Source organism: Streptomyces sp. NBC_01618, assembly GCF_045209435.1.
Taxonomy (GTDB): domain Bacteria; phylum Actinomycetota; class Actinomycetes; order Streptomycetales; family Streptomycetaceae; genus Streptomyces.
Window position 1 is genome coordinate 7,370,094 of sequence record NZ_CP109297.1, and the last position, 25,106, is coordinate 7,395,199.

Genomic DNA, 25,106 nt, shown 5'->3' on the forward strand with positions numbered 1-25,106 from the left:
TGAACGGGATCACCACGTCACTCCCCCTCCCGCAGTACCTGCACCGGATCGGCCTGTCGCACCGCCAGCAGCGCCACGACGACGACCGGGACGGCGGCCACGGCCGTCAGCAGGGCGGCCACCCGCAGCGGCGGCAGTTCCACCAGCAGATCCGGCACCGGGCGGGTGGCCTCGCCGGTCAGGACGATGAGCGGCAGCACCGCGCGGGTCAGGGCGATGCCCAGGCCCGTGCCCACGGCCAGTGCCAGCGCGACCAGGACGCCGTGCTCGGCGGCGACGGCCCGGGCCAGCCGGCGGCGTGGGGCGCCCAGGGCACGCAGGATCGCGAACTCGGCGTTCCGCTCCCGCAGTGCCCCGGCCGCGCTCACCGCGAACCCGAGCGCGGCCAGCACCGCCGCCGCCCCGGCCGCCGCGGTGAACGCGGCCTCCGGACCCGCCCCGAACGGGTCGTCGCGCAGCTCGGCGGCGATCTCGTCGCGCACGACGATCTGCCAGGGATCGAGGTCGGGCCGGGCGCGCAGAGCGGTGGCGACAGCCGCGCTGTTCGAGGGCGAGTCCGGCCGCAACCACCACTCGGTGGGCGCGAGGGCGGCCCCGTAGCGCGCCTGGAGGACCCGGTTCACGGCGTGCAGATCGAGGAGCACGGCGCCGCCGTCGCCGTCTCCCTCCCCGCCCTGGGCCGTCGGCAGCTGCCGTACGGCGCGCACGATCCGCACCGGCACGTTCTGCCCCTGGAAGGCGATGTCCATCGTCTGACCGGGGCGGGCGCCGGCGGAGGCGAGGAAGCGGTCGGTGACGAGGGCGGCCACCGCGGTGGTCCTGGGCTGTGTCACCTGCATGCGCAGTGTCATTGACGGGCTGAGCCAGGGCTGGTCGGACGGGACGTAGCCCGTGCCGTACACCACGGTCGGGTGTGCGGCGGGACGGACGCGCGCGCGGGTCGGCGAGGTTCGGGGGTCGGCCGAGTCCTGCCCGTTGGTGCCGGAGGCCGCCGTCCAGGACGTCGGCAGGGACACTCGCTGTGCCGTGCCGGCGGCGGTTGCCGCGGTCAGGGCGTCGAGGGTCAGGGTGTGCTGTTCGGCGTGGTAGGACGGCATGGGCAGCACGAGCTGTACTCCGGTGAGCGTCAATGGTCCGTGACCACTCGGCAGTTCGATGGACAGCGCGTGCGGGCGCCCGTCGGCGGGGAGGTCGCCGGACGGCAACGGGTAGGGGACGCCGTGGTCGTCTTCCAGCGTCTGGGTCACGGCCGCCGCGCTCTTTGTCCCCCGCACCGAACTGAGCAGGGTCGCCGTCAGCGTCAGCCGGGTCGCCCCGGCGGGCACGCGAGCGCCCGCCGACTCACCCGACGGACCCAGCCCCGCCAGCAGCCGCTTCATCGGGGCGGGCGCCAGGTCGGGGCGCAGCAGGACGGTGTCCGCCGCGTGCGCGGTGTCCAGCGTCAGCACCGTCGTCGTGCGGCCGCCGGACAGCGGCAGGGTCGTCCGCACGGCGGGGACTGCCTCGCGCACGTGGGGCACGGCCGCGTAATCCTGAGTGCGGCCCAACTCGCCGCTGCCGGCGCCCAGTACGCGCACCGGCGCGCCCGCCGCGAAGTCGGCCTGGTCCTCCTGCGAGCGCTCCCAGGAGGAGCTCTGGCCGATCGCCAGTACGCCGAGCGCGACGGCCAGGACGAGCAGCAGTACGGGGCCGGCGCCGCGCCCCGGGCGGCGGCTGAGCTGCCAGCCGGCCAGCGCCGCGGCCAGCCCCCGCCCGCCCGTCGCCCGGCGCTCGGCGAGCCGGGCGGCCAACGGCAGCAGACGCAGCGTCAGGACCGCGCCGGCCAGCAGCGCGAGGGCGGGCGCGGCGACCAGCAGTGGGTCGATGCCCAGGGCGCCGGTCGTGTCCGCACTCACCGCGCCCGACGTGCGGCGGTCCAGCTGCCAGTAGGCGACCCCGGCCACCGCCACCAGCCCCAGGTCCGCCCCGGCCCGCAGCGGAGCGGGCAGGGCGCGGGCGCGGGACGTGCGGAACCCGGTCGGCGCGACCGCCGGCAGGGCCACCGCCAGCGCGCACCCCAGCGCCACGCCGACCGCCGTCAGCCACACCCCGAGCTGTCCGCCGGCCGGCACCTCCAGCTCCAGTCCGAGCCGGGCCAGCGCCCCCTGCCCGGCCAGCAGCCGGACCAGCGGGCCTGCCAGCAGCGGGGCGATCAGCAGCGCGGGCCCGGCCAGCAGCAGCGCCTCCCGGGCGGCGAGGCCGGCGAGGGCGGCGCGGGAGGCGCCACGGGCGCGCAGCAGCTGGGTCTCGCCGGTGCGTTCGGCGGCGAGCAGCCGGGCCACGAGCAGCAGCGCGCAGGTCGCGAGCAGGGCGAGCTGGAGGGCGACGATCAGGAGGGTGGAGCGGGAGACGAGCAGGGAGCGCTCGACCCGGTCGAGGACCTCGGGGAGGGCGGTACTCGCGGTCGTTTTGCCGACGGTACCGCCCTTGCTGTCGTCCCCGGTGGACAGTTTGCGCAGGGCGGCCGGCCCGGTGCGCGCGGAGGTGCGCAGGGCGCCGATGCGGTCGGCGGTGAGGCGGGCGAAGTCGGCGGAGGCGAGCCACGCCGACCCTCCGTCGCTCACCCGGCCGCCGGTGACGACGGAGGGCGTCGTCAGCAGGGGGCCGTAGGTGGTGAAGGCGGCCGTCCGTACGCCCCGACCGCCCAGTTCGTCCAACAGCCAGTAGGGGGAGGCCGGTTCGGCGGGCCGGTACACGCCGGTGACGAGGATCCGCACGGGCGGCCCGTCGAGCCGGTCGGTGACGGTGAGGCGGGCGCCCGGCGCCAGCCGCAGCCGCCGCGCGGCGGTCTCGGGCATCGCCACCTCGACGTCCGGCGCGCCCGCGCGTGGCAGACGCCCCCCGCTGAGCCGCACCTGCGTGGAGTCGAGCGCCGCGAAGTGCGTGAGGTCGGGCTTGTCACCGGGCCGGGTGGCTGCGGCCCGGGTGGTTGCGGGTAGGGCGTACGGGCCGGAGCGCACCAGCGTCCGCACGGTCACCGGCAGCCCGTCGAAGGTGCGGCGAGCTCCGTCGCGTACGGCGGTATCGGTGGCCCGGCGACGATCGGCCGCCACCTCGGCCTTGACGACCAGCGCCGCATCGGCGGTGTTGCGCGGTTCGGCCAGCGAGTGGCGTAGGGCCGCGTCGCCGATCGCGGTCGAGTACGCGGCCAGGGCCGCCAGCACCGACGTGGTCAGCAGGACGGTGACGAGCGCAGCGGTGATCAGCGGGCGATGCGCCCGCGCCCTCGCCAGGACGAGCGTCGCACGCCCCGAACGCCCCCCGAAACGCCCCCCGTGCTTCCTCACTCGGCTTCCCCCAAGCCTCAGTTGTCACCCTTGCCAGACCCCCTGGTGATGTTGTCAGACCGGATGCGGTGGGGTCAGTGATGGTGAAGCGGGCTTGACCGGATTGTGACCGGAAATCGGCGTTCTATGAACGGAATCCGGGCTGTGGAGCGCAAATTCCGGCGCGTTGATCATCGACGCCGCCGCGTACGTCAGGTAGTTCCACAGCGTCGTCTCGTGCTCCTCGGACAGGCCGAGCTCCTCGACGACGACCCGAGTGTGCCGCAGCAATGGGTCGTGCGCGGCCCGGTCGACCACGAAGGGGGCGTGCCGCATGCGCAGCCGGGGATGGCCGCGGTTCGGCGCCAATCCAGTTGCCGTCTTCGGGATACTCCCAGGTGGCCGCATCTTCGAGAATCGCCGAAAGCTGATCCCGAGGCACCGGTTCGCCGGCCTGAAAGCCATTCTCCTTGGCCGCCCGAACCGGTAGACCCATGCGGGCACAGCACTGGAAATCCGCTCGGTCGGACATCGACGGTCCAGCTCCTTTATTTGCCACACAGGGGACAGAGGGGGCCCCTGGTCAGCGGTGACGTCGACCAGGGGCCCCTTGACGAGATCAGGCAGCGTCAGCCGTCGTTCTCCGACGACGGGATGTAGGCGCCGGGCACGTCATTCGGCGCGAAGATCTTGTCCTCGCCGGGGTACGGCTTCGACCACTCGTGCGTCTGGTACCACGTGAGGTGGTTCATCTGCGCGGGGTTCGCGAAGTCGGGCACCGCGTGGGGCCCGGTCAGCCGCTGGTGCGACTTCCAGTTGTCCCACTTCGCCGCGAGCGCCTGCTTGTCCGTCGGCACCTTCGCCGACGGCGCGGCCGCCGCACTGGGGTTCTGCGGCGCCGGGGTGTCCAGGCCGCAGGCAGGCGGGGTCTTCAGACCATCGGTCAGCGAGGTCCGGTTGGGCAGCGCCTTGAACGGCGTGAAGTCCGCGTTCTGGGTGAACGCCCCACGCATCGGGCTGGCCGCGCTGTCCTTCTGGTTCATCGGGTGGATCCCGAGGATCTGCTCGATGGTCCGCATCATTGTGATCTGCGAGTAGTAGCGGCTGTCGACCTTGCCGTGCTGCGCCCAGGGGCTGATGATCTGGACCGGGGCACGGTGGCCGTCGACGTGGTCGAGGCCGTTCTGGGAGTCGTCCTCGACGACGAAGATCGCCGAGTCCTTCCAGTACTTGCTGTGCGAGATCTGGTCAACCATCTTGCCGACCGCGAGGTCGTTGTCCGCGACCGCGGCGGCCGAGTTCGTCGGACCACCGGTGTGGTCGTTGGAGAACCAGAACATGTTCAGGTTCGCCGGACCGTTCTTCTCGAAGTCCTGCTTCCAGATCTCGTACTTGTAGACGTCCGGGACGTCCATGTCGAACTTCGGGAAGCCGGGAACCGACACCTTGTTGAGCGACGGGATCGCCGAGCCCGTTTGTATGGGGTAGGCGGTCTTCTGCCCGGTCGCGTCCATGTTCTTGGCGTCGCAGTACAAGTTCTGCCAGTTCGCGCCGGCCGGCTTGCTCTCGAACGACTGGAACTGGCCGAAGTCCCGCACGGTCTTTCCGGCCGCCTGCGCACTGGTCCAGATGAAGCCGGACTTCTGGTGGCCGAGAGCGTCGTCCTGGGTGTCGTAGCTGCGCTTGTACTCACCGGCCGAGGACTCGGTGTACTCCGGGTTGTCGGCCTGCATCAGCCAGTTGTGGCCCTCGGCGGAGTTCGTGCCGATGTCGTACGTGTTGTCGTACAGCCCGAACTGCTTGGCCAGCGCGTGCTGGTTCGGAGTCACGTTCTCGCCGAACTGGGCGAGCGACGGGTCGCCGTTGCCCTCCGGCATGTCACCGAAGACCTGGTCGTAGGTCCGGTTCTCCTTGACGAGCAGGAAGACGTGCTTGATCGTCGAGGGGTCGCCGAGCTTCACCGGGACCGGCACCGGCTTCGCGTCGCCCGTGCCCCGGGTGACCGAGCCGCCGTGCCAGCCGTTTTGGGTGAAGACCTTGCCGGTCTCGGACTTGATGACGCCGTCGTCCGGCAGCGTGAACTGCGTCAGGCTCGACGTCGTGTCGTGGGTGCCGTGCCCGGCCTTGTTGGTGGGGCGACGGGCGTCGATACCACGGGTGTTGGAGACGATCACGTTCTTGCCGACGGTGGTGATCTCCGCGGGGAAGTAGTCCGTCGGGAGCAGGCCGACGTAGCCGGCCGGCTCCTGCGGGGAGGTGTACCGGTAGACGGCGACCGCGTTGGCGCGGCCGAGCGTCACCAGCAGGCGACCGTCGTCGGTGAGCGTCACCGCGTTGGGCTCGTAGCCCACCGACGCCTCCGGCCACGGCCGGGTGGCGATGGTCTGCACGACCTTGTCGTTGGCGGTGTTGATGACCGACACGTCGTTGTCGGCGGTGTTGGTGACGAACACCGCCCCGTTCTTGGCGTACACCGCGGTCGGGTGCAGACCGACGTCGATGCTCCCGACGGCGGCGGACGGGTCCGCCAGGTCGATGACGCTGACCGTGCCGGTGGTGGTGGCACCGGTGTCCGGGTCGGCCGGCACCTGGGTGCCGTAGGAGTTCATCGTGGTGTCGCCGGCCTTGGCCGGACGCCCGCCCTCGTTGCTGACGTAGAGCTTGTTGCCGACCATGGCGATGCCACGGGGGGCGTTGCCCACGGTCCAGCTCTGCTTGATGGTCCCGGTCGCCGCGTCGATGGCGACCACCCGGTTCTGGCCGTTGACCGCGGAGTACACGGTGGAGCCGTCGGCCGAGAACACCGCCGCACCCACCAGTGCGCGCTTGGAGCCGTCGGCCGGGATCTTGATGGACGTCGGGTTGGCGACGCTGCCGTCCGGGTTCACGGTGAACTTGGTGTAGCCGTCGGTCTGGCCCAGCCACAGGTGCGAACCGTCGGGCGAGTACGTGGGGCCTTCCTGGCCCACGTCGTTGCCGCTGATGCGCAGGTCCGCCGCCGCGTTGTTGCCGACGCGCTGCTTCACCTGCCCGGTCTTGAGGTCCATGACGACCAGCGCCATCCCACCATCGGTGACCGAGGCCGCGAGGTGGGTGCCGTCCGGGCTGACCGAGGACGACATGATCTTGCCGTCGTTGATGACGGTGCGGCTGCCATACGGGGCGATGTACTGGTCGGCGGAGACAACCTGGCCGTTAGCGGTGACCTGGCCGACCTGCTGGGTACCGAACTGGTGCGTCTGGGCAACAGCGGTGCCCGTGACGGCGAGGGCGACAGCGATGCCCGCCGTTACCAGAGTGGTCCGGCGGCCGACGCGCCTACCGAAAAGGCTGATCTGAGCCTTCTCGTTGATCCGACGCTGCCGTGTTACCTGCATGAACTATCCCTTCGGGGTGGTGGAGAGCAGTTCGACGTTGCCGTCGAACTGCCATAGCGGGTTCGGTGCGTCCCCGATCGGGGTCCGCACCAGGAAGTAGCCGTTGACTTCCTTCGGTCCGTCGCCATCGGCGACGAACCGCCCGTCTGCGGTGACGTCGAGCTGGTAGATGGCCGTCCCTGTGGCCTTGACGCCGGGAAGATGCCAGGTGACGACGCAGCGCCAGTCGTTGCCCGGCCCCTCGGGGGCGACCTGGCCGCCGCCCTTGTTGCACACCGCCGTGGCCCGCAGCTGCGCCTCGGTGACGGCGGGGCGGTTGAGCTGCTTGGTCTGCATGCGGTAAAGGTGCGCGAAGGCAGTGGCGACCGACCGCTGGACCTTGTCCTGCTCGATTCCCGAGCCCATCGACGGGGTCGCCACGGCGACCACCGCGACGGTGAGGGCGCCCAGTCCGACCAGCGGCAGGACTCCGGCGGTGACCGCGCGGCGACCCGAGCCGTCGTAGGCCGGGTTGGTGAAGTCGCGCCGCAGGAAAAGCAGGTAGGCCAGCGCGGTCGCGGTCACGGCCCACACCAGGCTGACCACGATGCCGATCAGGAGCGGGCCGAGCTGTGCCGGGCTGGTGAACAGACCGTTCCAGGCGATGAAGGCGTAGCCGGGCAGGGCGAGGCGCACGGCGACGGGCAGTGGCAGCATCTGGGCGAGCTGCATCGCGAGCGCGACGAGCGCGGGCAGCAGCAGTCCCATCGGGGACCGCCCCAGCATGACGGACCCGAGTAGTCCGATCGCGGCGAGGGCCAGGGTCGGGGCGAGCACGCAGACCCAAGCGAGCAGGACCTTCCCCGCGGCGTCCGCCGGTGTCAGCAGGTGGCCGTCGAGGCCGACCAGCGGGTGGTTGCCGACCGCCACGACCCCGCCGGCCACGCTGGAACAGGCCAGCCCGGCCACGAGCAGCAGGATGACGGTGAGGCTGGCCAGTGCCTTCGCGGCGAAGATCCGACTGGGCGACCGGACCGCCACGAGCAGGTGGCGCCAGGTGCCGAGCCGGTCCTCGGAGGCGAACACGTCGCCGGCCACCAGCGAGGTCAGCAGCGGGAGCGCCCAGATGCCCGCGAAACCGAGCATCACCAGCGGTCCGGCCCACCCCGTGGCGTGCATCCAGCGACCGAAGAGGGTGTCGGTGGGGAGCGTGCTCTGCTGGCTCACCGCGGCGACGAAGAGAGCCGGCGCGATCCAGCAGGCGAGGACCAGCAAGCGGATCCGCCATTGCGAGACCAGTTTGACCAGTTCGAAGCGGTAGCCGCGCGCCACCGAGACTGGGCGGGCACTGGCGACATGGTCGTCGGCGATGGTCGCGGTCATCGGCCGGCCTCCTGCTGCTGCTCGGTGAGGGTGAGGAACGCGGCCTCGAGCGGCGACACCACGGGTGCGAGCTCGCGCACCGCGATGCCCGCGTGCACGAGCCGCACCACCAGTTCGTCGAGGGCGGGCACCAGAGCGCGCACGACGAGCACCTCGGCGTCGTGCCGTGCCCCGGCGTCGACGACGCGGATCCCGGCCGTGTCGGCAGCCAGTCGGCGGGCGGCCTGCGGGTCGGAGGTGAGCAGCCGGTAGTCGAGTTCGCGGTTCTCGGCGGCCAGCTTGCTCAGCGGGCCGGAGAAGACGACCCGTCCGGTGGCGACGATGGTGACCTCGGAGCACATTGCCTCGAGGTCGTCCATGCGGTGGCTCGAGAGCACGACGCTGGTTCCCTCCGTCGCGAGCCGGTTGAGGACACCGTGGACGTTCTTTTTGCCGGCCGGGTCGAGGCCATTGGAAGGCTCGTCGAGCACCAGCAGCCGGGGCTTGGTGAGCAGGGCGGCGGCGAGCCCGAGCCGCTGACGCATGCCCAGGGAGAAGCCGCGGGCACGGTCATCGGCGACTTCGGCGAGCCCGACCTGGTCGAGCACGTCGTCGATCCCCGTTGTCCGCGCGTCGTAGCCACGAAGAGCGGCCAGCGCGGCAAGGTTCTGCCTGGCGGTGAGCGAGGGGTAGAGACCAGGCCCGTCCACGAAGCCGGCGACACCGTCGGGAACGGCGAGCGCGCGCCCGACGGGCGTACCCAGGATCTCGAGGCGACCGCTGTCGGCGACGGCCAGGCCCAGCAGGAGGCCCAGCAATGTCGTCTTGCCGGCGCCGTTCGGTCCGACCAAGCCGTGAATCTGCCCCTGCGTCACATCCAGATCGATGCCGTCGAGAGCGACGACGTCGCCGAAAGACTTGGTGATCCCGCAAGCTCGGATCGCGAGGAGTGTGTCCATGAGTCCCTTCTTCCAAAACCCTCAGGAAACATAGGGACCGCACACAACAAAGGGACGGACAGCTGGTTGAACGCTCGTGGAACGGGAGACGACTGGCATCCGCTGCACCGCCGATAGGCGTCGATTTGTCGACCGGCGCCTTTTCGATTGCCTTATCGCAGAGTTGACCGGCCATCAGAAACATGTGATCGGGGTGTCGCCCTGGGGGACAGCCGTCCGTCGTCGATCAGGCGGGATTCGGTGCGCACTGCAGGGTCTGGCTCCGGCACCGCCCCGGATGGGCGATGGCTCGACCCGCCCCTCTGCGTGGCCCGGTGGCTGCGGGCGGGCGGGCGGGCGGGCGGGCGGCGTCGGCGTGAACACGGCCGACCGCAACGTGGAGGCGTCAATTCGGGGTTTGAGGACGAGCGGGTGGGCCCGCGGCGTCGGCTCGTACGCGCTGCACGCCTACGCAGAGTTGCAGCCGATCGCCTGGGCCGGGATGAGCGTCCAGGCGTGCCGTGGGGCGGGTGATGCGGAGGAGGTGTGTGGCGGATGACATGTGATTGGGTGGGCCGCAAGGGAATTGCGGAGGTGCGGGTCGGCGACACGGGCGTCCTCGCCTCTGACGCGGTGAACGCCGCCGGGCGGGCCGTGACCCAGATGAGAACTGGGGCGGCATGGGGCCCGAGGGGCAGGAACGGATCAACGACACCGCCGTCGGTAGTGCCACCGGCAGTGACTACCAGCGCCAGGACCTCAACAGCGCCGACGACCGCAGGGCGGTCTTCATCGAAGTCGAGAAGTCGGTGGCGCAGGGGCAGCCGGTGCCGGTCGACGTCTCGGGCAAGGAGGGTGCCCACGCGATGACCATCATCGCCCAGGAGGGTGACATGCTTCAGGTGTACAACCCCTGAGGCCAGGCCACCTGGGTCAGCGAGGACGACTTCATCAACGGCCACATGGGCAAGGCTTCCAACAGTGATCTCCCCAACGCGTACAGCGTCTATCTTCCTCGGTAGCAGGGGCGGTGCCGCGATCGCGGCGGCCGCGCTCCTCGCTCTCGCCACGGCCTGCGGCTCAGGCACCGACGAACCGGCCGGCGGCGCCACAAGCACCGCGAGCCGCCCGACGAGCCACCCGGTGAAGGACACCAGCATCACTGCCGAGCCGGGCGAGCGCTTCACGCTCACCGTCGACCAGAACGCCTCCACCCGCGAGTACTGGTACTTGGTCGCCCCCGAGCCCGACAGCTCGGTGCTGGTCAGCCGCGGCCAGGACTACGCGTCGGACTCCGGTGACGAGCCGGTGGCCGGTGCCGGCGGCCGGCTCACCTTCACCTTCGAGGCCAAGGGCAAGGGGACCACCCGGTTCACGCTGCTGCACTGCACTTTCACCACCTGCCAGGGCAACACCTCCACCCTGCCCCCCGCTACGACCGGACCCTCCGCCACCCCGACCACGGGGGCGACCGCCCCCTCCCAGGCCCCCGAGCGCATCACCTACACCGTCACCGTCAACTGAGCCGCAGCGGACCAGTCGGATGAGACAAGACACCCGAGGCCCCGCCATGAACGATGACGCCCCGTACCCGCCGGACCGCACGGACGACGAGCCGGTCCGGCTCGACATCGCCGTCCTGCTGCGTCACGGCCTCGCCGCCGAGCCCGGCACCCGGCGCACCGCCCTGTTCGGCGACGGCGCCGCGGCCGCGGCCTGAGACCTACCTGGCCCAGCTCGGACTCCTGGCCCGCAAGCCGCCGCAGGAACAGATCAGGAAGGCACTCGCGACCGTCGTCGGCGCGGGCACCCTCCCGGTCACCGCCCTCGCCCAGCGCGTCGGCCTGCCGCCCACGCGGGGCGACGGCTTCGCGGCCGTCCTGCGGCAGCTTCTCAACTACGACGGAGTCCAGGTCCTGGAAACCCTCCCCGACGGCCGCACGCTTCGGCTGCACACGGCCCTGCTGAGGGACCAGTTCGAGCTGCGGTAGAGGTGAGGCGGTTCGCTCGCTCATGCCTGCCTGGCGTAGGCGGCGAACGCGCTCCATTGCTCTGCGGAGAAAGTGAGTGAGGCCGCCAAGGGCCTCTTCGAGTCCCGGATGTGAACGGTGGCGGATGTGGTGGCGACCTCTACGCAGTCGCCGCCACTCGTTCCGCTGTAGCTGCTCCTGAACCAAGCGAGTTCACCGAACTGGTTGGCGTGCGGGTCAGTGCTCATAGCTCCCCTACCATGCGCTCGACAAGGCGTGAGGACTCCTCGGTGCTGAGGGCCTGCGTCCGCAGCATTCCATATCGCAGCCAGAACTCGCTCACCTCGTGGCGGTCTGACCTGACGCTGACAATGTCCTGGGTCTCGACATAGACGTACTGCTTGCGGTCGGCGGACTCCAGCAGGACCATCCCGCCGTTCAACCCACTGTGCGCGCCCTGAGCCGTGGGCATGATCTGCAGTTCGACGTTACGCATGGCCGAGCACTGCAACAGGTGCTCCAACTGTCCGCGCATCACGTCGACGCTGCGCACCATGCGTCGTACCGCAGCCTCTTCCACGACGAACACGAAGACGATGGGAGGGTTCTTGCGCGTCAGCAGCGCCTGTCGGGACAACCGGGCTGCTACTCGCTGCTCGATGGTCTCTTCGTCCAGCGGCGGGAAATGCGCTTCAATCAGGGACTCCGCATACTGCTGGGTCTGAAGCAGGCCGGGAATCAGCAGAGGATCGTAGGAGAAGCGACTGACGGCCTCGGACTCCAGCAGCGCGAAGTCCTGGAAGAACAGGGGGAGCTTTGCACGGTCCACGTCATCTTGGAGAACTCGGAGAGCGCCACCCGCTTCCAACACTTGTTCCGACGCCTGGGTGAAGGAGACCTTCGCAGGCCGCCGCCCCTGCTCCACCGAAGCCACCTGCTCCACCGAGTACCCGATCGCGTCCGCGAGCCCCTGCTGCGTCAGCCCCGCCCGTTCGCGGAACAGGCGCAGCAGCTTGCCGTAGGCGCTCCACACGGCCGGCCGTTCCTTCTCCGGCCTGCGTCCGCCCGTGGTCTGGCACGTGCGCTCTGCTGCCCTGCCCATGTCGCCCCCTGATCTGCCACAGTGCTGGTGCGACCTGCTCAACGACGCCTCGGTTCAACCGATGCGCGGTGCGGACCCGTACAACAGCCGTACAAACCCGTACCGGAGCCGTACCAGTGATTGGCTACCACCCTCCGACCTGGCAAGAACGGTGGCTGTGACGAGACGGTCACCGCATGAAACTGGCAGACACCGCCCTCGAACCCTCCGCCTCCACCGAGCAGTTCACCATCCGTCTCAGCAGCACCAGACGTAGTGCCCGACTCGCCCGCCGCCTCACCGCTGAACGGCTTGCCGCCTGGGGAATCCCGTACGACTCGGAGCCCTCGCACGCCGCCGTGGCCGTCACGGCGGAAATGGCGGCGAACGCGATCACGCACGGCCGGTTGCCCGGCCGGGACTTCCGGCTGTGGCTGGCACGACTCCCGGGCGGTGTCCGTATCGAGGTCGCGGACACTCGCCCGGAACGCCTCCCGAAGGCGGCAGCCACGTCGCCCACCGGCCCCGACGCGCTGGAGGCGGAGACGGGCCGGGGCCTGCTCCTCGTCGCTGCATATGCCGACAAGTGGGGCTGCCAGACGCGAGACGCCCACACGAAGACCGTGTGGGCGGAGATCATGCACCCGTCGTGAGCCGGATGGTCAGGCGAGGACCGCGCGATCAGGAGACGAATGCCCGCAGCAGCGCGGCGAAGGCGGTCAGCTCCTCGATCATCTGTGCCGGGAGCGGCTTCTCGTCGAAGTGGGCGATCCGGTTACGGATGTCCTTCACCCGCTTCAGACGGCCGATGAACTGCTCCCGGGGCATGTTCGGCCACTTCAGGGCCTCCCAGTTGAGATCGGCGCGATCGGCGAGCGACCGCTTCGTCTGGTCGCCGTCCAGGAGCCTCAGGTAGTCGCCGAACATCAGGTCCGACACCTGGCCGGTGCGGTGTTCAGGCTTCTTGTTCGTCTGGACCGCTTTGACGGACTCCTCGTCCAGGGCCGCGCCCAGACAGCGGCGCAGCAGGGACTCGATCTCCCCCACGATGAAGAAGGGCCGCGCCGATCCCTCGAAGCGCTCCGTGACGTCCGCGGCGGTGACGATGCCCGACAGGCAGCCGTCGTCGCCGCGCACGAGCAAGTAACCGTGCTCCTTGACCACCGGGAGGGCGGCGAAGAGTTCCTGACGCGAGTCCGCGACCGGCAGGGAGTCCTTCTCCATTGCGTTCTCCAGCGTGGCGGTCTTGCCCGCCTCGTACATCCTGGCCACCGAACCCCAGGTGACCACGCCGTGGATCTGCGCCATGCCGGTGGTCACCGGCACCTGGGAGAAACTCTCGGTGCGCATCAGGAAGGTGGCGTGTGCCAGGGAGTTTCCGAGGGTGACGCCGCGCACGCCTTGCTTGGCCGACGGGATGTCACCGAGCAGCAGTCGCTGGGGAAGCGAGGGGAGGGACTCGTCCGCCTCCTCTCCGGCCTCGCTCTCGACGAGCCCGGTCTGCGAGGGGACGGAGGCGATGGGGACCACGTCGACACTGCTGCGCAGTCCGCAGACGGCGAAGTCTGGCAGCGTCGTCAGTCCCGAGTCCGTCAGCGCCTGCGAGATCAGGTGCACAGTGCGGTGATCGCGGACCCGTACCTGGAACAGGTCGAGGATTCCCTGCACGGGCACGGTGCTGCCCTTGAGCGCTGCGAGATCCTTCTCGCTGGGCCTGGTGGTCATCACGCCTCGCCCTCCGACAGATCACGGAGCATGGTGCGCTTGCCCATGGCGGACTGCACCAGGTCCTGCAACTGCCGGGAACGGTCGGTGTAGAAGCGCTTGTAGTCGCTCTCGCGCAGCGACTCCGGATCGATCAGGTGGGTGGCGACCACGTCGTCGAACCACTCGGGGCGCATGTCGGAGGCGGCGATCAGGGTGGGAAGGTAGGACGAGGGCGCTCCCAACATGTCCATCGTGGCACGGTAGGACAGCGGGGTCTTGTTCACGATCGAGTTCGTCGGCAGACCCTGGCTGTTGCCCCGGCGGAACCAGGCCTTGGGGAAGATCTGCCGGACGTCCACGCTGTACTCGTCGAGCCGGCCCGGGCTGAGTGAGGCGTCCGTGTAGTGCCAGTCGACCGCACCCTGCTTGATCAGCAGCGCGTAGATTCCCTTGTAGGCGGCGCTGTTGCGGGTCGTGAGGCTGTCGAGCCGCTCGGCGAAGAAGAAGGCGTCCGCAACCGTGTCGGGCGAGCGGTCCTCCCGCCGGATCCAGTCGACGAGCTGTTCGACGTCCCGAGTGAAGCGTGTCTCGGTCGAGCCGCCGTACATCTCACCCAGTACCCCGCACCAGTACCACTGCTCGATCTTCTCCTCCGGGCCCAGGCCCTCGGTTTCGTCGCCGAGGATGGCGCGCACGGCCGCGAGCGGGACGAGCTGCGTCTTGTACGGAAGGTCGTTGTGCCGGACGATGCACTGCCGCTCCAGGAAATCGCCCACCCAGGCGAAGGCTTCGGCCAGTTCGGGCGCCAGGCGGACGAAGTCGGCCAGCGGGAGGTCCAGCAGGTCGCGCCGCTTGCAGGACACCGCGGCCCCGACACCCGCCTCCTTGCGTTCCCAGGTGCGTACCAGGGCGATGGCCTGCAGGAAGTCGATGCTGCTCAGGCCGTTCTCCAGGCCGCTGTCCAGTCGGCCGAAGACCGGGTACTTGGAAGCCAGCGCCTGCTTGATCTCCCGCCACACCTCGGGAAGCTGGTAGTAGTCGCCGGTCCGTTCCACGTATTCGGGGTCGCCGGCGTAGGTGGCGGTGAGCAGTTCGAAGACGTTCAAGGGCACGCCGCCGGTGTTGACGCGCTCGAACACCGCGCAGACGGCGTCCATGGAGGTCGAGGCGGCCAGCCGGATCATCGGGACCTGGAAGGCGCGGGCCTGCTGGAGGACCAAGTCGTCGAACTGGCCCCAGCGGTCCCAGTTCCGTTCCTCGTCCGCCTTGATGTAGCCCTTCTTCCACTGGTTGACGCGCTGGGCGTCGAAGACGAGGTGCAGCGGGAAGAGCCCCGCCGTGCACTCGGCCTCCTGGGTCCTCAGGTCCAGTACCACCGTGCGGTTGAAGTCGGTGCGGAGGACCTTGTCCGCCGGGACGGACAGGATCGCCTCGTCGCGGTCGGCGGACGGTCCGACGGCCTTCTCGATGTCGACGTAGTACCAGCGCTCGATGGGCTTGCTGCGAGAGTCGGACGTCTCCACCGGGGCGTCCAGCCACAGTGCCTGGAAGAGGGAGGTGAGGCGCTGCTGTCCGTCCAGCAGCAGGAGGTCCGCCTTCGGATCGCCCTCGGGGCGGGCCCCGGTGAGTGTGCGGGAGCGGAAGCGGGTGGCACCGCCCGTCTGCAGCGTCATCACCACGCCGAGCGGATAGTCCAGCGTCACTGTCGCGATGATGGCCCTGATTCGGTCGTCGTCCCACTTCCAGTTCCGTTGGAAGTCGGGCAGTTGTAACGCCCCGGACGCGACATCCGCGAGTACGTCCTTGAGCTTCACGTTGTCCAGTGCCGCCATGTGTCTCTCTTCTCACCCGCCGCGTGTACGCAGAGTGATTCCAGCAGTGATCTCCGGTTACCGTCAACCGGTTCGCCGAAGAACGAGATCACCGAGAGCAACATCCAGCTGAGGTTGCAGGCCCACGGCTTCAAAGAGAGCGACAGCAGGCTCGCCGCGGCCTGTGGCGCATGCTGCAGACAGGGGCGGCCCGCTTTCCAGCGGGCCGCCCCTGAAGGCGCTACATGTTGCGCTTCACGTGGTTGAGCACGTTCATGCCCGCGCTGAGGACGGCGATGAACGCACCACCGCTGCTCGTGAGAGTCGCCAACGGGGTGACATCGAACGCCATCGTCGTGACGGCAGTGCCGAGAGAGGCACCCCCCGCACTGCTGCTTCACCCACGTGTCGGCTGTTAGGCATCGTGGACCCGGCGATCACAGTCGAATTGGAGAACCTCAATGAGCACATACACCGACCCACTTGTCGACGGTGCAACCCCGATGAGCGCGTACGAGGGGCAGTGTATGGGACACGCTCGACGAGCAGTGGTAGCATCGCAACAACCACCGTGGTATGCCGAATTGGGCGAGTTCCGCCCTCGGTCGCACCGGTGAGGTCGCGGGAAACGCCGTGAGACGGGTTACGGATGCTGTGACAGGCAGAAGCGCGACTGCATGGCAAGTAGGTGCTTGCCTTGCGACCCCTCTTGTGATCGGAACCGAGGGCATGGGTCAGTTCGATCTCGGCATGATTGGGCATCAGAAAAGTCAGCAAAGGGTCAGTGTGAGTCCTGAGGCGCCCGGCGACAGCTGACCGAATATGCGAATGGTTGTACGCTGCGGGCACCGCCCTTGACCTGCACAAAGCAGGCAGGGAGCAGATAAAATGGGAGCTTCTTCATGCTTCGTACCATGTTCAAGTCCAAGATCCACCGTGCCACCGTGACCCAGGCCGACCTGCACTACGTCGGTTCCGTCACCGTGGATGCCGCACTCATGGAAGCCGCGGATCTTCTGCCCGGCGAGCTCGTGCACATCGTCGACATCGACAACGGTGCCCGCCTGGAGACGTACGTCATCGAGGGTGAACGCGGCTCCGGTGTCATCGGCATCAACGGCGCCGCCGCCCACCTCGTCCACCCCGGTGACCTGGTCATCCTGATCAGTTACGCCCAGGTCGACGACGCCGAGGCGCGCGGCCTGAGCCCGCGTATCGTGCATGTCGACGCCGACAACCGGATCGTCGCGCTCGGCGCCGACGCCTCCGAGCCCGTACCCGGCACCGCCACCGAACGGAGCCCGCACGCCGTCCCCGTGGCGCGCTGACCGGGCTCGACCATCGAGGGAGCACCCGTCATGGCAGAACAGACCAGTCGGATCCAACTCGACATCCGCGACGACCGCGCGAGCGGCAACCTCCTCGCGTACGAGAACGGCAAGGCCGCCGGAGTCATCGCGTACTTCGTGATGGACGGCGATCCCGCCGCGCTTGTCGCCGTGCACACCGTCGTCGAGCCCGGCCACGAGGGCAAGGGCATCGCGGGTGCCCTCGTCCAGGAGTTCTATGCCATGGCGGGCCGTGAGGGTGTCCCTGTCGTCCCGCTCTGCCCGTACGCCGCGAAGTGGGCGGAGCGTCACCCCGACCAGGCTCCCGAGGCGCCGGCCGAACTGGTGGAGCGGGCGAAGGCGCAGCTCACGTCCCACCCCGAGCTGAAGTGACCCGCACCGGCGGGCTGTACGGATCCACTCGGCCGTTGATCCGATCGGGGCCGGGGAGTTGTACGTTCGGTCGATGACACTCGCACTGCTGCACACCTCCCCGGTCCACGTCCCGGTCTTCGACGCGCTCCGGGACGCGGATCATCCCGGACTCGCCCTGCGTCATCTCGTGTCCGAGGACCTGCTCGCCCGGGCCAGGGACGAGGGCCCGGAAGCGGTGTCGGACGAGATCCGGGCGCTGCTCGCGGGTGTCGTCGCCGAGGGCGCGTCCGCTGTGCTCTGCACGTGTTCGACGATCGGCGGGGTCGCGGAGTCGGCCGCGGCGACGGTCGGAGTCCCGGTGCTTCGTGTCGACCGTCCCATGGCGGCCGCTGCCGCGGCACGCGATCGCGTGGTGGTCCTCGCGGCGCTCGGCGACACCCTGGCGCCGACCCTCGCCCTGCTCACCGAAGAGGCGGCGGACCGGCCCGTCGAGATCCGCTGCGTCCTGGTCGAGGGGGCCTGGGCGCGCTTCGAGGCCGGGGACCGCGACGGCTTCCTGGATCTGGTCGCGGCGGCGGCCGACGCGGTGACGGACGCCGATGTGATCGTGCTCGCGCAGGCGTCCATGGCCGATGCGGGCACCCGTACGATCACCCGGATCCCGGTACTCGCCAGCCCCCGGACGGGTCTCGCGGCCGCGGCAGCCGCCGCCGCGCGCTGAACCGGCGCGGGGACGGTGCACCCGGACAGATCATCCGGAACCCGTAGGCATGGACTCACCAGGCGCGGGCAGCCCCTCCGGGGGACGGTGGAAGGAGATCCACCCCGAACCGCTCGGAGGCCTTCGATGACCAACCCGTACCCCGACCCCGTCCCACCGGCGCCCACGCCCGGACCGATGCCCGAGCCGCCGTCGCCGCTGCCGGAGCCGCCGCCTCCGCCGCCCGGACCCGTCCCGCCCGGCCCGGCGCCGGATCCGATTCCGCAGCCGCCCACCCCGAACCCCGAGCCGGTACCGGAACCGGAGCCGTCACCTCACCCGACCGGCTGACCGCCCGGTCCGTCTCGCGGGCTCCGGCCCCTCGGACGGCGCGCCCCAGGGCGCGCCGTCCATCCGTGCCGTGACATCGGCGGCCGAGTTCTGTCCGTGGTTCGACGCGCCAGCCGGTTCACCCGGACCGTCGCGGCTGTCAGGCGATGATCGGGATCACGGCCTCCGGCGTCAGCATCCGGAAGGTGAACGCCTGATGGAAGTAGAGCCGGATGCTGGTCGCGTCGTGGTCCTGATAGCCGATCGACAGATCCTGGCCCAGGCGCAGTTCGAAGTCGCCGCCCCGGGTGGACAGCAGAACGCCGCCCGTGACGGCGGGCGCCCACAGGATCTGGTCGTCGAGGAGGCGGGCCAGGTGAGTGGCCACCGGGTATCCGTGGTCGGAGGTTTCCGTCGCCTCGGTGAAGGCGTCGGCGCCGAGCAGCAGCCGGTACGGGCCGTCGACCCCGGCCAGCCGCAGCTGGGTCAGTGCCTGGCTGACGGTGGCCGGATAGTCACGGGCGTCGGCCGGCAGCGGCAGCGGGCTGTGCGAGGAGCCGTCCCGGAGCCCGGTGATGCCGGCGGAGGCGTACCCGTCGATGATTGCCATGTCCTCGGCGAACGCACAGGTGCGGGCCGCGTCCTTGACGGGCTGCCAGTCGCTGTTGTCGCAGCCGCGCTCGACGTCGTCCACGGCCGAACGGGTCACCGTGAACGGCACCCGCCAGTCGATGACGGGCACCGAAGTGCGGGCCCGGGCGATCACGTCCGGCGTGGGCGGGTCGATCTCGCGCAGATGGCCGTCGCCGATCGCCGCCAGTCCGGGGCCGTCCGGCCCGGTGACGTCGACGACACGGCGGCCCGCCAGATGGCGGCTGAAGGTGCGCCGAGCCTCTTCTTCGATCTGGTCCCAGGCTGCTTCCGTGACGGGGGCGAGTTCGCGGTGGAGGTTGTTCATCACTGGGCGCTTTCTTGCAGGCTGCCGATGCGCAGCGAGCCGTCGTCCGACCGGACCGGGACCGGGGCCTGCGTCACCGCGGGCGCGGACGCCGGCTCCGGCAGGGCCTCGGCCGCGGTCATGGCGGGCGACGGCGGCGGGGCGTCGAAGAAGTCGGCGCGGGGGGTGTAGAAGAGGGTGCCGGTGACCGCCGTGGAGAAGTCGAGGATGCGGTCGTACGTGCCGGGCGGATTGCCGAGGAACATGTTGCGGAGCATCTGCTCGGTGACGCCCGGATCGGCGGCGTAACCGATGAAGTACGTGCCGAACTCGCCCTGCTCGAAGCTGCCGAACGGCATATTGGCCCGCAGGATCTCGCGCGAGGTGCCGTCCGGTTCGGTGATCGTGTTGAGGGCGACGTGCGAGTCGGCGGGTTTCACGTCGTCGGAGAGCTCGATGTCGGCGAACTTCGTACGGCCGATGACGCGCTCCTGGGCCTCGGTGCTCAGCGCGTTCCAGGACGTGAGGTCGTGCAGATACTTCTGCACGATGACATAGCTGCCGCCCGCGAACTCCGGATCCTCCGCGCCGACCAGGGCCGCCGACCGTGCGTCCGCTCCCACGGGGTTCTCCGTGCCGTCGACGAAGCCGAGCAGGTCCCGGTGGTCGAAGTAGCGGAACCCCTGTGTCTCGTCCACCACCTTCACCGCCGTGCCGAGCCGGTCGAGGAGCTGGGCCGCCCACTCGTAACAGACGTCCATCCGCTCGGCCCGGATGTGGAACAGCAGATCGCCCGGCGTGGCGGGCGCCCGGTGGCGGGCACCGTGCAGTTCCTGGAACGGGTGGAGCCCCGCCGGACGCGGCCCCGCGAACAGCCGGTCCCAGGCGTCGGAGCCGAAGGAGGTCACCGTGACCAGTCCGGCGCCCGGGAACCGGAACCCGATGGAACGGGCGATCGCCGCCAGGTCCGGCAGCACCGCTCGGACGACGGGCTCACCACCGGGCTCGATCGTGGCGACCAGGATCAGCGCGGCGCTGGTCAACGGCGCGACGACGGGCTGGGCCGCGACCGGTTCCGGCATGGCGTCAGGCATACGGGAGCTCCATGGGGCGTCAGCGGTACGGAAGTGCAGCGGGCTCGCGGGTGGGACGACAAGAGGGCCACGACAAGAAGGCCCGCTGCTACTTACGCACACGTACGACGACGCCGCACCCCGGGTCACCCGACCGGGCGACGATGAGCCGGGCAGCCCGGTCGGCCGCGGCAGGTGTATGAGCCGTCCGCCCCGCGCACCGGCGCATTGGCGGAGGGTTCCCGGATGCCGCGCACCGGCGCATCGGCGGAGGGTACCCGGATGCCGCGCACCGGCGCACCGGCGGAGGGTTCCCGGACGCCGCCCGCCGCTGTGGGTGGGAGCGCCCGGCGGCGTCCCGTGCATCAGCCGGTTTCGACCTCGGACCGGTCACCGCCCCAGAGCGTATGGAAAGAGCCCTCGCGGTCCGTGCGCCGATACGTGTGTGCGCCGAAGAAGTCGCGCTGCCCCTGGGTCAGCGCTGCGGGCAGCCGGTCCGCGCGCAGTCCGTCGTAGTAGGAGAGCGCGGCCGCGAAACCCGGCGTCGGCACGCCCTGCCGCACCGCCTCGGCGACCACCGCGCGCCAGTCGTCCTGGGCCGCGCCGATCTCTGTGGCGAACTGCTCGTCCGAGAGCAGGCTCAGCAGGTCGGGGCGGGTGTCGTAGGCCGCCCGGATCCGGTCCAGGAACGCGGCCCGGATGATGCACCCGGCCCGCCAGATCGCCGCCACCGCGCCGAGGTCGATGTTCCAGCCGTACGCCTCGCTGCCCGCCCGGATCTGGTGGAAACCCTGCGTGTACGAGACGATCTTGGACGCGTACAGCGCCTGCTCCACCCGGTCGGCGAAGGCCGCGGCGGCCGGTTCGTCGAGCACCGCGGGCGACGGGCCCGCCAGGTCCTTCGCCGCCTCGCGCAGATCCGCGTGGCCGGACAGCGAGCGGGCGAAGACGGCCTCCGCGATGCCGGAGACCGGCACCCCCAGATCCAGCGCGATCTGCACCGTCCAGCGTCCCGTGCCCTTCTGCTCGGCCCGGTCCTGCACGATGTCGACGAAGGGCTTTCCGGTGGCCGCGTCGGTGTGGGCGAGCACCTCCGCCGTGATCTCGATCAGATAGGAGTCGAGGCGGCCGGTGTTCCAGCCGCGGAACGTCTCGGCGATCTTCGTGGGGGAGTAGCCCGCCACCTTGCGCAGCAGGTCGTACGCCTCCGCGATCAGCTGCATGTCCGCGTACTCGATGCCGTTGTGGACCATCTTCACGAAGTGCCCGGCCCCGTCGGGACCGATGTGGGTGGTGCACGGGGCGCCGTCCTTCGCCTTCGCGGCAATCTTCTCCAGCAACGGCCCGAGCGATTCGTACGACCGGGACGAGCCGCCCGGCATGATGCTCGGCCCGTTCAGCGCGCCCTCCTCGCCGCCCGAGATGCCGACGCCCACGAAGTGGATGCCGCGCTCGCGCAGTTCCCGCTCGCGGCGGCGGGTGTCCTCGAAGTGCGCGTTGCCGCCGTCGATGATGACATCGCCCTCCTCCAGGAGCGGCGCGAACTCCTGGATCACGGCATCCGTCGGATCGCCCGCCTTCACCATGACGACCAGCCGCCGCGGGCGTTCCAGCGCCGCGACGAACTGCTCCGCAGTACGCGCGGCCACGAAGGAACCCTCGTCGCCGAACTCCTCCACCAGGGCGTCCGTCTTCGCGGTCGTCCGGTTGTGCACGGCGACGGTGAAGCCGTTGCGGGCGAAGTTGCGGGCGAGGTTACGGCCCATGACCGCGAGTCCCGTGACGCCGATCTGCGCGGTGCTGCTCATCTGTGTGCTCTGCAATCTGCTCGGGGATGCCGGATCTTCAGTATCGGTACGGGGCGGGGTGACGGCTGTCCGGCATGGGCCGGATGGCTCCGTCCGCGCCCGGGACGGTACGAGGGTTGACGAGTGCACGGACACGCATTGCGGCGGCTGTGCTGTTCAGGCCGTCCGGGCCGTCCGTGAGGGGTGGGCCGGTTTTCGCTCTCTTGTCATCGCCCTTTGCCTGCCCATAAGTTGGGCGCTTGCGACGTGTCCAACTGCCTGTGGGGGAGCCAAGTCATGGCCGCGAACGGACGGCACCGCAGATATCAGCCCAGCCGGCTCAACCGCGCCTCGCTCACGGTCACCGCCGGCGGCGCGGGCATCGCTCTCCCGCTCGTCGCGGCAGCCTCGGCGGGCGCCGCGTCGACGGACGTCTGGGAGAAGGTCGCCGCCTGTGAGTCCACCGGCAACTGGCACATCAACAGCGGCAACGGCTACTTCGGTGGCCTGCAGTTCACCCGGTCGACCTGGGCGGCCTACGGCGGCACGGTCTACGCCCCGCGCGCCGATCTCGCGACCAAGGACCAGCAGATAGCGGTTGCGGAGAAGGTGCTCGAAGGGCAGGGGCCCGGCGCCTGGCCGGGCTGCTCGACGCGGGTGGGGCTGACGAGTGGCGGGAACGCCCCCGACATCAACGCCCAGTCCGCGCGGACCAGTCAGGTGAAAACGCCGCGGCAGGCCGCCGCCGGAAAGCCGGAGACGAAGCGGACGTCCACGCCCGCCACACCGACCACCGTGCCCGGCAAGCGCGAGTCGTACACCGTTGCCCCGGGCGACTCGCTCTCCGCGATCGCGGCGACCGAGCACGTACGGGGCGGCTGGCAGCACCTGTACGCGACGAACCGCACGGTCGTGGGGGACGACCCGGATCTCATCTTTCCCGGGCAGCGTCTGGGCCTCGACGCGGCCCGGGCACCGAGAACGGATGCCAAGGCGGGCGCGACCGCGGCGACGAAGCCGAAGTCGACGACGAAGCCGAAAGCGCCGACCGCACCGCACGACGAGGCAAAGCCCCAGCATTGGACGGCCAAGCCGAAGCAGCGAGCGGCCACGTCCCCACACCAAGCGGCGAAACCCCAGCACGAAGCGGCGAAACCCCAGCACGAAGCGGCGAAACCCCAGCACCAAGCAGCGAAGCCGCAGCACCAGACCGCGAAGCCGAAGTCCCACCCGAAGAAGACCGAGAGCCACCAGCAGGAGCGGGCGGAGAAGCACGCCGGCCTCGTCGCGCCGGTCGCGGCGGGCATCGGTACGCCGTACCACCAGGCCGGTTCCTGGGCCAGCGGCTACCACACCGGTGTCGACTTCCCCGTTCCGACCGGCACGTCCGTGAAGGCGGTCGACTCCGGCACGGTCGTCTCGGCGGGCTGGGGCGGAGCATACGGATACCAGATCGTCATCCGGCACAGCAACGGGAAGTACAGCCAGTACGCGCACCTGTCCGCGCTTCACGTGCGCGAGGGCCGGCACGTCTTTGCAGGCCAGCGGATTGCCCGCTCGGGCTCAACCGGGAACGTCACGGGTCCGCACCTGCACTTCGAGATCCGCACCGGCCCCGGCTACGGCTCCGACATCGACCCGCTGGCCTACCTCAGGGCGGGCGGCGTCAGCGTCTGAACGGCCGCCGGCGGTCCGGCGGCGTCATCGGCTGCGCCGGACCCCGTGGAGGGCACGCCGTCCCGCCGGGCGGGACGGGTGTGCGACGGCAGCCCGGGCCCGAACTCCACCTGTCCGAGCCGACGCTTCAACGGCCTGAGCAGGGGCAGCGCACGGGCCGCCGAGAAGGCCTCCGCGACGGCTTCGTCGGCCGCGGCGGGCCTCGCGGACGTCGCCGCCGGTGCGGCAGCGGCGGGCTCGGGAGGAGCGACAGCCGTCCGCGTCCCAACCGGCCGACGGAGAGCGGCCGCCGGTTCCGCGGCGCCGTCGGCGCGCGGCTCCCCGTCGACGCCCGGCCCCCCGTCCGGGCCCGCCGCGCTCGCCGCGCCCGTCCCGTCGATCCCGTCCATCCCGTCCATCCCGTCCCCCGCAACGACCGGCTGCTCGCTTCCCGCGCTCCGCCCGGCGAGGTGCTCCGCACCCAGCCGCTCCGTCGTGAGCAGGATCAGCCCGCCCGCGGCGACCACCCCGCATGCCAGCGCGAGCATGGTGCCCGCCGTACCGTGCCGGAACTCCTCGTCGAACATGGTGATGCCGACGGCCGCGGCTATCACCGGGTTCACCACGGTCACCGTGGCCAGCGGCGCGGTCAGTCCGGCACCCCGGTAAGCGATCTGGGACAGCAGCAGCCCGGCGGCCGCGAACGCGGCGATCGCCAGCAGCGCCGGCATTCCGGCCCCCGCGTCGCCGGACGTCCACTGCACCGCCACCGTCTTCGTGAACACCGAGGCGATCCCGAAAGCCACCCCCGCCGCCCCTGCCACGATCACGCTCCGCACCACCGGCCTGTGGAATCCCTTGGAGACCAGGAAGAGCGCAGCGACCCCACCGAACGTCACCCCGGCGAGCATCAGCTGATCCGGGCCGCTCAGCGACTGCGACTCGCCGTCCCCGGTAAGCGCGAGCAAGCCCGCCAGACCGACGGTCGCCATGATCGCGCCGCGCCATGCGGTGGCCCCTGCCCGGCGTCGTACGAAGAGCGCCGCCATCGGCAGGGCGAAGACGATGGTCAGCGCACCGAGCGGCTGGACGAGACTGAGCGGACCGTAGGCCAGCGCCACGACATGCAGCACCGCACCCACCCCGTTCAGCGCCACGGCCGCCCACCAGACGCGGTTGCGTAAGGGCGCGAGCGAGCGGCCGTCGCCGGCCGCGGCCACGCGCTCCTGGACGATCGCCCCGGCCGCGTAGGCGACCGCGGAGACCAGTGACAGAAGCACGGACAGCGCAAGGGAACTCATGTACACCACGATGTCCCTCCGAAGCGGCCGCGTCGTCGTCCTTGAGGGGGCGATCCGTCGTACTGCCTTGGTAGTACGGGAGCGGTCCC

19 protein-coding genes and 2 pseudogenes are annotated in these 25,106 nt (G+C 70.3%); 8 read left to right on the forward strand and 13 right to left on the reverse strand.

Annotation, left to right across the window (positions count from 1 at the left end; genetic code table 11):
• Positions 1 to 17: 17 nt before the first annotated feature.
• From OH735_RS34255 to OH735_RS34275, 5 genes and pseudogenes are all read right to left on the reverse strand, one after another.
• Positions 18 to 3,326, reverse strand: a complete 3,309-nt coding sequence (locus tag OH735_RS34255; RefSeq protein WP_406385528.1) for an FtsX-like permease family protein — start codon at positions 3,324 to 3,326, stop codon at positions 18 to 20.
• 159 nt (positions 3,327 to 3,485) lie between these two features.
• Positions 3,486 to 3,680: pseudogene (locus tag OH735_RS34260) on the reverse strand (globin); the annotation flags it as partial.
• A gap of 254 nt (positions 3,681 to 3,934) precedes the next feature.
• Complete coding sequence (locus OH735_RS34265; protein WP_406385529.1) at positions 3,935 to 6,682, reverse strand: alkaline phosphatase family protein; 2,748 nt, start codon at positions 6,680 to 6,682, stop codon at positions 3,935 to 3,937.
• Positions 6,683 to 6,685: 3 nt separating this feature from the next.
• Positions 6,686 to 8,044 (reverse strand): ABC transporter permease, encoded by a 1,359-nt coding sequence (locus tag OH735_RS34270; RefSeq protein WP_406385530.1) that lies wholly within the window; start codon positions 8,042 to 8,044, stop codon positions 6,686 to 6,688.
• Positions 8,041 to 8,982, reverse strand: a complete 942-nt coding sequence (locus OH735_RS34275; protein WP_406385531.1) for an ABC transporter ATP-binding protein — start codon at positions 8,980 to 8,982, stop codon at positions 8,041 to 8,043. Before OH735_RS34275 ends, OH735_RS34270 begins: the two co-directional genes overlap by 4 nt.
• Positions 8,983 to 9,641: 659 nt before the next feature.
• Here OH735_RS34275 and OH735_RS34280 point away from each other — a divergent pair.
• The 3 genes and pseudogenes from OH735_RS34280 to OH735_RS34290 all read left to right on the forward strand — a co-directional run.
• Positions 9,642 to 9,878 (forward strand): hypothetical protein, encoded by a 237-nt coding sequence (locus OH735_RS34280; protein ID WP_406385532.1) that lies wholly within the window; start codon positions 9,642 to 9,644, stop codon positions 9,876 to 9,878.
• A gap of 64 nt (positions 9,879 to 9,942) precedes the next feature.
• Positions 9,943 to 10,485, forward strand: coding sequence for a protease inhibitor I42 family protein (locus OH735_RS34285; RefSeq protein WP_406385533.1), 543 nt, complete (start codon positions 9,943 to 9,945; stop codon positions 10,483 to 10,485).
• Positions 10,486 to 10,679: 194 nt separating this feature from the next.
• Positions 10,680 to 10,952 (forward strand): annotated as a pseudogene (locus OH735_RS34290) (hypothetical protein); the annotation flags it as partial.
• A gap of 20 nt (positions 10,953 to 10,972) precedes the next feature.
• Here the strand turns inward: OH735_RS34290 and OH735_RS34295 are convergent.
• Positions 10,973 to 11,179, reverse strand: coding sequence for a DUF397 domain-containing protein (locus OH735_RS34295; protein WP_406385534.1), 207 nt, complete (start codon positions 11,177 to 11,179; stop codon positions 10,973 to 10,975).
• The gene (locus OH735_RS34300) at positions 11,176 to 12,033 is read right to left on the reverse strand and encodes a Scr1 family TA system antitoxin-like transcriptional regulator (protein WP_406385535.1); all 858 of its coding nucleotides are present in this window, start codon (positions 12,031 to 12,033) and stop codon (positions 11,176 to 11,178) included. Before OH735_RS34300 ends, OH735_RS34295 begins: the two co-directional genes overlap by 4 nt.
• A 176-nt stretch (positions 12,034 to 12,209) precedes the next feature.
• Between OH735_RS34300 and OH735_RS34305 the strand changes: the two genes are divergently transcribed.
• Positions 12,210 to 12,665, forward strand: coding sequence for an ATP-binding protein (locus OH735_RS34305; RefSeq protein WP_406385536.1), 456 nt, complete (start codon positions 12,210 to 12,212; stop codon positions 12,663 to 12,665).
• A gap of 28 nt (positions 12,666 to 12,693) precedes the next feature.
• Here the strand turns inward: OH735_RS34305 and OH735_RS34310 are convergent, their stop codons facing one another.
• Both OH735_RS34310 and OH735_RS34315 read right to left on the reverse strand, forming a co-directional pair.
• The gene (locus tag OH735_RS34310) at positions 12,694 to 13,737 is read right to left on the reverse strand and encodes a CBS domain-containing protein (protein WP_406385537.1); all 1,044 of its coding nucleotides are present in this window, start codon (positions 13,735 to 13,737) and stop codon (positions 12,694 to 12,696) included.
• Complete coding sequence (locus tag OH735_RS34315) at positions 13,737 to 15,551, reverse strand: DUF262 domain-containing protein (protein WP_406385538.1); 1,815 nt, start codon at positions 15,549 to 15,551, stop codon at positions 13,737 to 13,739. Before OH735_RS34315 ends, OH735_RS34310 begins: the two co-directional genes overlap by 1 nt.
• An 881-nt stretch (positions 15,552 to 16,432) precedes the next feature.
• Here OH735_RS34315 and panD point away from each other — a divergent pair.
• From panD to OH735_RS34330, 3 genes are all read left to right on the forward strand, one after another.
• Positions 16,433 to 16,858, forward strand: coding sequence for an aspartate 1-decarboxylase (gene panD, locus OH735_RS34320; protein WP_406385539.1), 426 nt, complete (start codon positions 16,433 to 16,435; stop codon positions 16,856 to 16,858).
• 30 nt (positions 16,859 to 16,888) lie between these two features.
• Positions 16,889 to 17,251: a GNAT family N-acetyltransferase gene (locus OH735_RS34325; protein WP_406385540.1), complete on the forward strand. Its 363-nt coding sequence runs from the start codon at positions 16,889 to 16,891 to the stop codon at positions 17,249 to 17,251.
• 73 nt (positions 17,252 to 17,324) lie between these two features.
• Positions 17,325 to 17,954 (forward strand): arylsulfatase, encoded by a 630-nt coding sequence (locus OH735_RS34330; protein WP_406385541.1) that lies wholly within the window; start codon positions 17,325 to 17,327, stop codon positions 17,952 to 17,954.
• Between the two features lie 469 nt (positions 17,955 to 18,423).
• Here the strand turns inward: OH735_RS34330 and OH735_RS34335 are convergent, their stop codons facing one another.
• The 3 genes from OH735_RS34335 to gndA all read right to left on the reverse strand — a co-directional run bounded on the left by OH735_RS34335 (position 18,424) and on the right by gndA (position 22,081).
• The gene (locus OH735_RS34335; protein ID WP_406385542.1) at positions 18,424 to 19,221 is read right to left on the reverse strand and encodes a family 1 encapsulin nanocompartment shell protein; all 798 of its coding nucleotides are present in this window, start codon (positions 19,219 to 19,221) and stop codon (positions 18,424 to 18,426) included.
• Positions 19,221 to 20,294 (reverse strand): Dyp-type peroxidase, encoded by a 1,074-nt coding sequence (locus OH735_RS34340; RefSeq protein ID WP_406385543.1) that lies wholly within the window; start codon positions 20,292 to 20,294, stop codon positions 19,221 to 19,223. The genes OH735_RS34335 and OH735_RS34340 overlap by 1 nt, the downstream gene beginning before the upstream one ends.
• Before the next feature lie 344 nt (positions 20,295 to 20,638).
• Positions 20,639 to 22,081 carry an NADP-dependent phosphogluconate dehydrogenase gene (gndA, locus tag OH735_RS34345; RefSeq protein WP_406385544.1) on the reverse strand — a complete coding sequence of 481 codons (1,443 nt, stop codon included), beginning with the start codon at positions 22,079 to 22,081 and terminating at the stop codon, positions 20,639 to 20,641.
• 276 nt (positions 22,082 to 22,357) lie between these two features.
• On the opposite strand from gndA, the gene OH735_RS34350 reads away from it, so the two are divergent.
• Positions 22,358 to 23,737: a transglycosylase family protein gene (locus tag OH735_RS34350; protein ID WP_406385545.1), complete on the forward strand. Its 1,380-nt coding sequence runs from the start codon at positions 22,358 to 22,360 to the stop codon at positions 23,735 to 23,737.
• Here the strand turns inward: OH735_RS34350 and OH735_RS34355 are convergent.
• Positions 23,707 to 25,017 (reverse strand): DMT family transporter, encoded by a 1,311-nt coding sequence (locus OH735_RS34355; RefSeq protein ID WP_406385546.1) that lies wholly within the window; start codon positions 25,015 to 25,017, stop codon positions 23,707 to 23,709. The two genes, OH735_RS34350 and OH735_RS34355, sit on opposite strands and share 31 nt — an antisense overlap.
• Positions 25,018 to 25,106 lie beyond the last annotated feature (89 nt).

What these genes read in the sequence shown, in the direction of transcription:
- OH735_RS34355 (WP_406385546.1), bottom strand. Translation starts at nt 25,017, where the DNA reads ATGAGTTCCCTTGCGCTGTCCGTGCTTCTGTCACTGGTCTCCGCGGTC.
- gndA (WP_406385544.1), bottom strand. Translation starts at nt 22,081, where the DNA reads ATGAGCAGCACCGCGCAGATCGGCGTCACGGGACTCGCGGTCATGGGC.
- OH735_RS34310 (WP_406385537.1), bottom strand. Translation starts at nt 13,737, where the DNA reads ATGACCACCAGGCCCAGCGAGAAGGATCTCGCAGCGCTCAAGGGCAGC.
- OH735_RS34350 (WP_406385545.1), top strand. Translation starts at nt 22,358, where the DNA reads ATGGCCGCGAACGGACGGCACCGCAGATATCAGCCCAGCCGGCTCAAC.
- OH735_RS34340 (WP_406385543.1), bottom strand. Translation starts at nt 20,294, where the DNA reads ATGCCTGACGCCATGCCGGAACCGGTCGCGGCCCAGCCCGTCGTCGCG.
- OH735_RS34325 (WP_406385540.1), top strand. Translation starts at nt 16,889, where the DNA reads ATGGCAGAACAGACCAGTCGGATCCAACTCGACATCCGCGACGACCGC.
- OH735_RS34275 (WP_406385531.1), bottom strand. Translation starts at nt 8,982, where the DNA reads ATGGACACACTCCTCGCGATCCGAGCTTGCGGGATCACCAAGTCTTTC.
- OH735_RS34280 (WP_406385532.1), top strand. Translation starts at nt 9,642, where the DNA reads ATGGGGCCCGAGGGGCAGGAACGGATCAACGACACCGCCGTCGGTAGT.
- OH735_RS34265 (WP_406385529.1), bottom strand. Translation starts at nt 6,682, where the DNA reads ATGCAGGTAACACGGCAGCGTCGGATCAACGAGAAGGCTCAGATCAGC.
- OH735_RS34330 (WP_406385541.1), top strand. Translation starts at nt 17,325, where the DNA reads ATGACACTCGCACTGCTGCACACCTCCCCGGTCCACGTCCCGGTCTTC.
- OH735_RS34335 (WP_406385542.1), bottom strand. Translation starts at nt 19,221, where the DNA reads ATGAACAACCTCCACCGCGAACTCGCCCCCGTCACGGAAGCAGCCTGG.
- panD (WP_406385539.1), top strand. Translation starts at nt 16,433, where the DNA reads ATGCTTCGTACCATGTTCAAGTCCAAGATCCACCGTGCCACCGTGACC.
- OH735_RS34295 (WP_406385534.1), bottom strand. Translation starts at nt 11,179, where the DNA reads ATGAGCACTGACCCGCACGCCAACCAGTTCGGTGAACTCGCTTGGTTC.
- OH735_RS34300 (WP_406385535.1), bottom strand. Translation starts at nt 12,033, where the DNA reads ATGGGCAGGGCAGCAGAGCGCACGTGCCAGACCACGGGCGGACGCAGG.
- OH735_RS34305 (WP_406385536.1), top strand. Translation starts at nt 12,210, where the DNA reads ATGAAACTGGCAGACACCGCCCTCGAACCCTCCGCCTCCACCGAGCAG.
- OH735_RS34270 (WP_406385530.1), bottom strand. Translation starts at nt 8,044, where the DNA reads ATGACCGCGACCATCGCCGACGACCATGTCGCCAGTGCCCGCCCAGTC.
- OH735_RS34315 (WP_406385538.1), bottom strand. Translation starts at nt 15,551, where the DNA reads ATGGCGGCACTGGACAACGTGAAGCTCAAGGACGTACTCGCGGATGTC.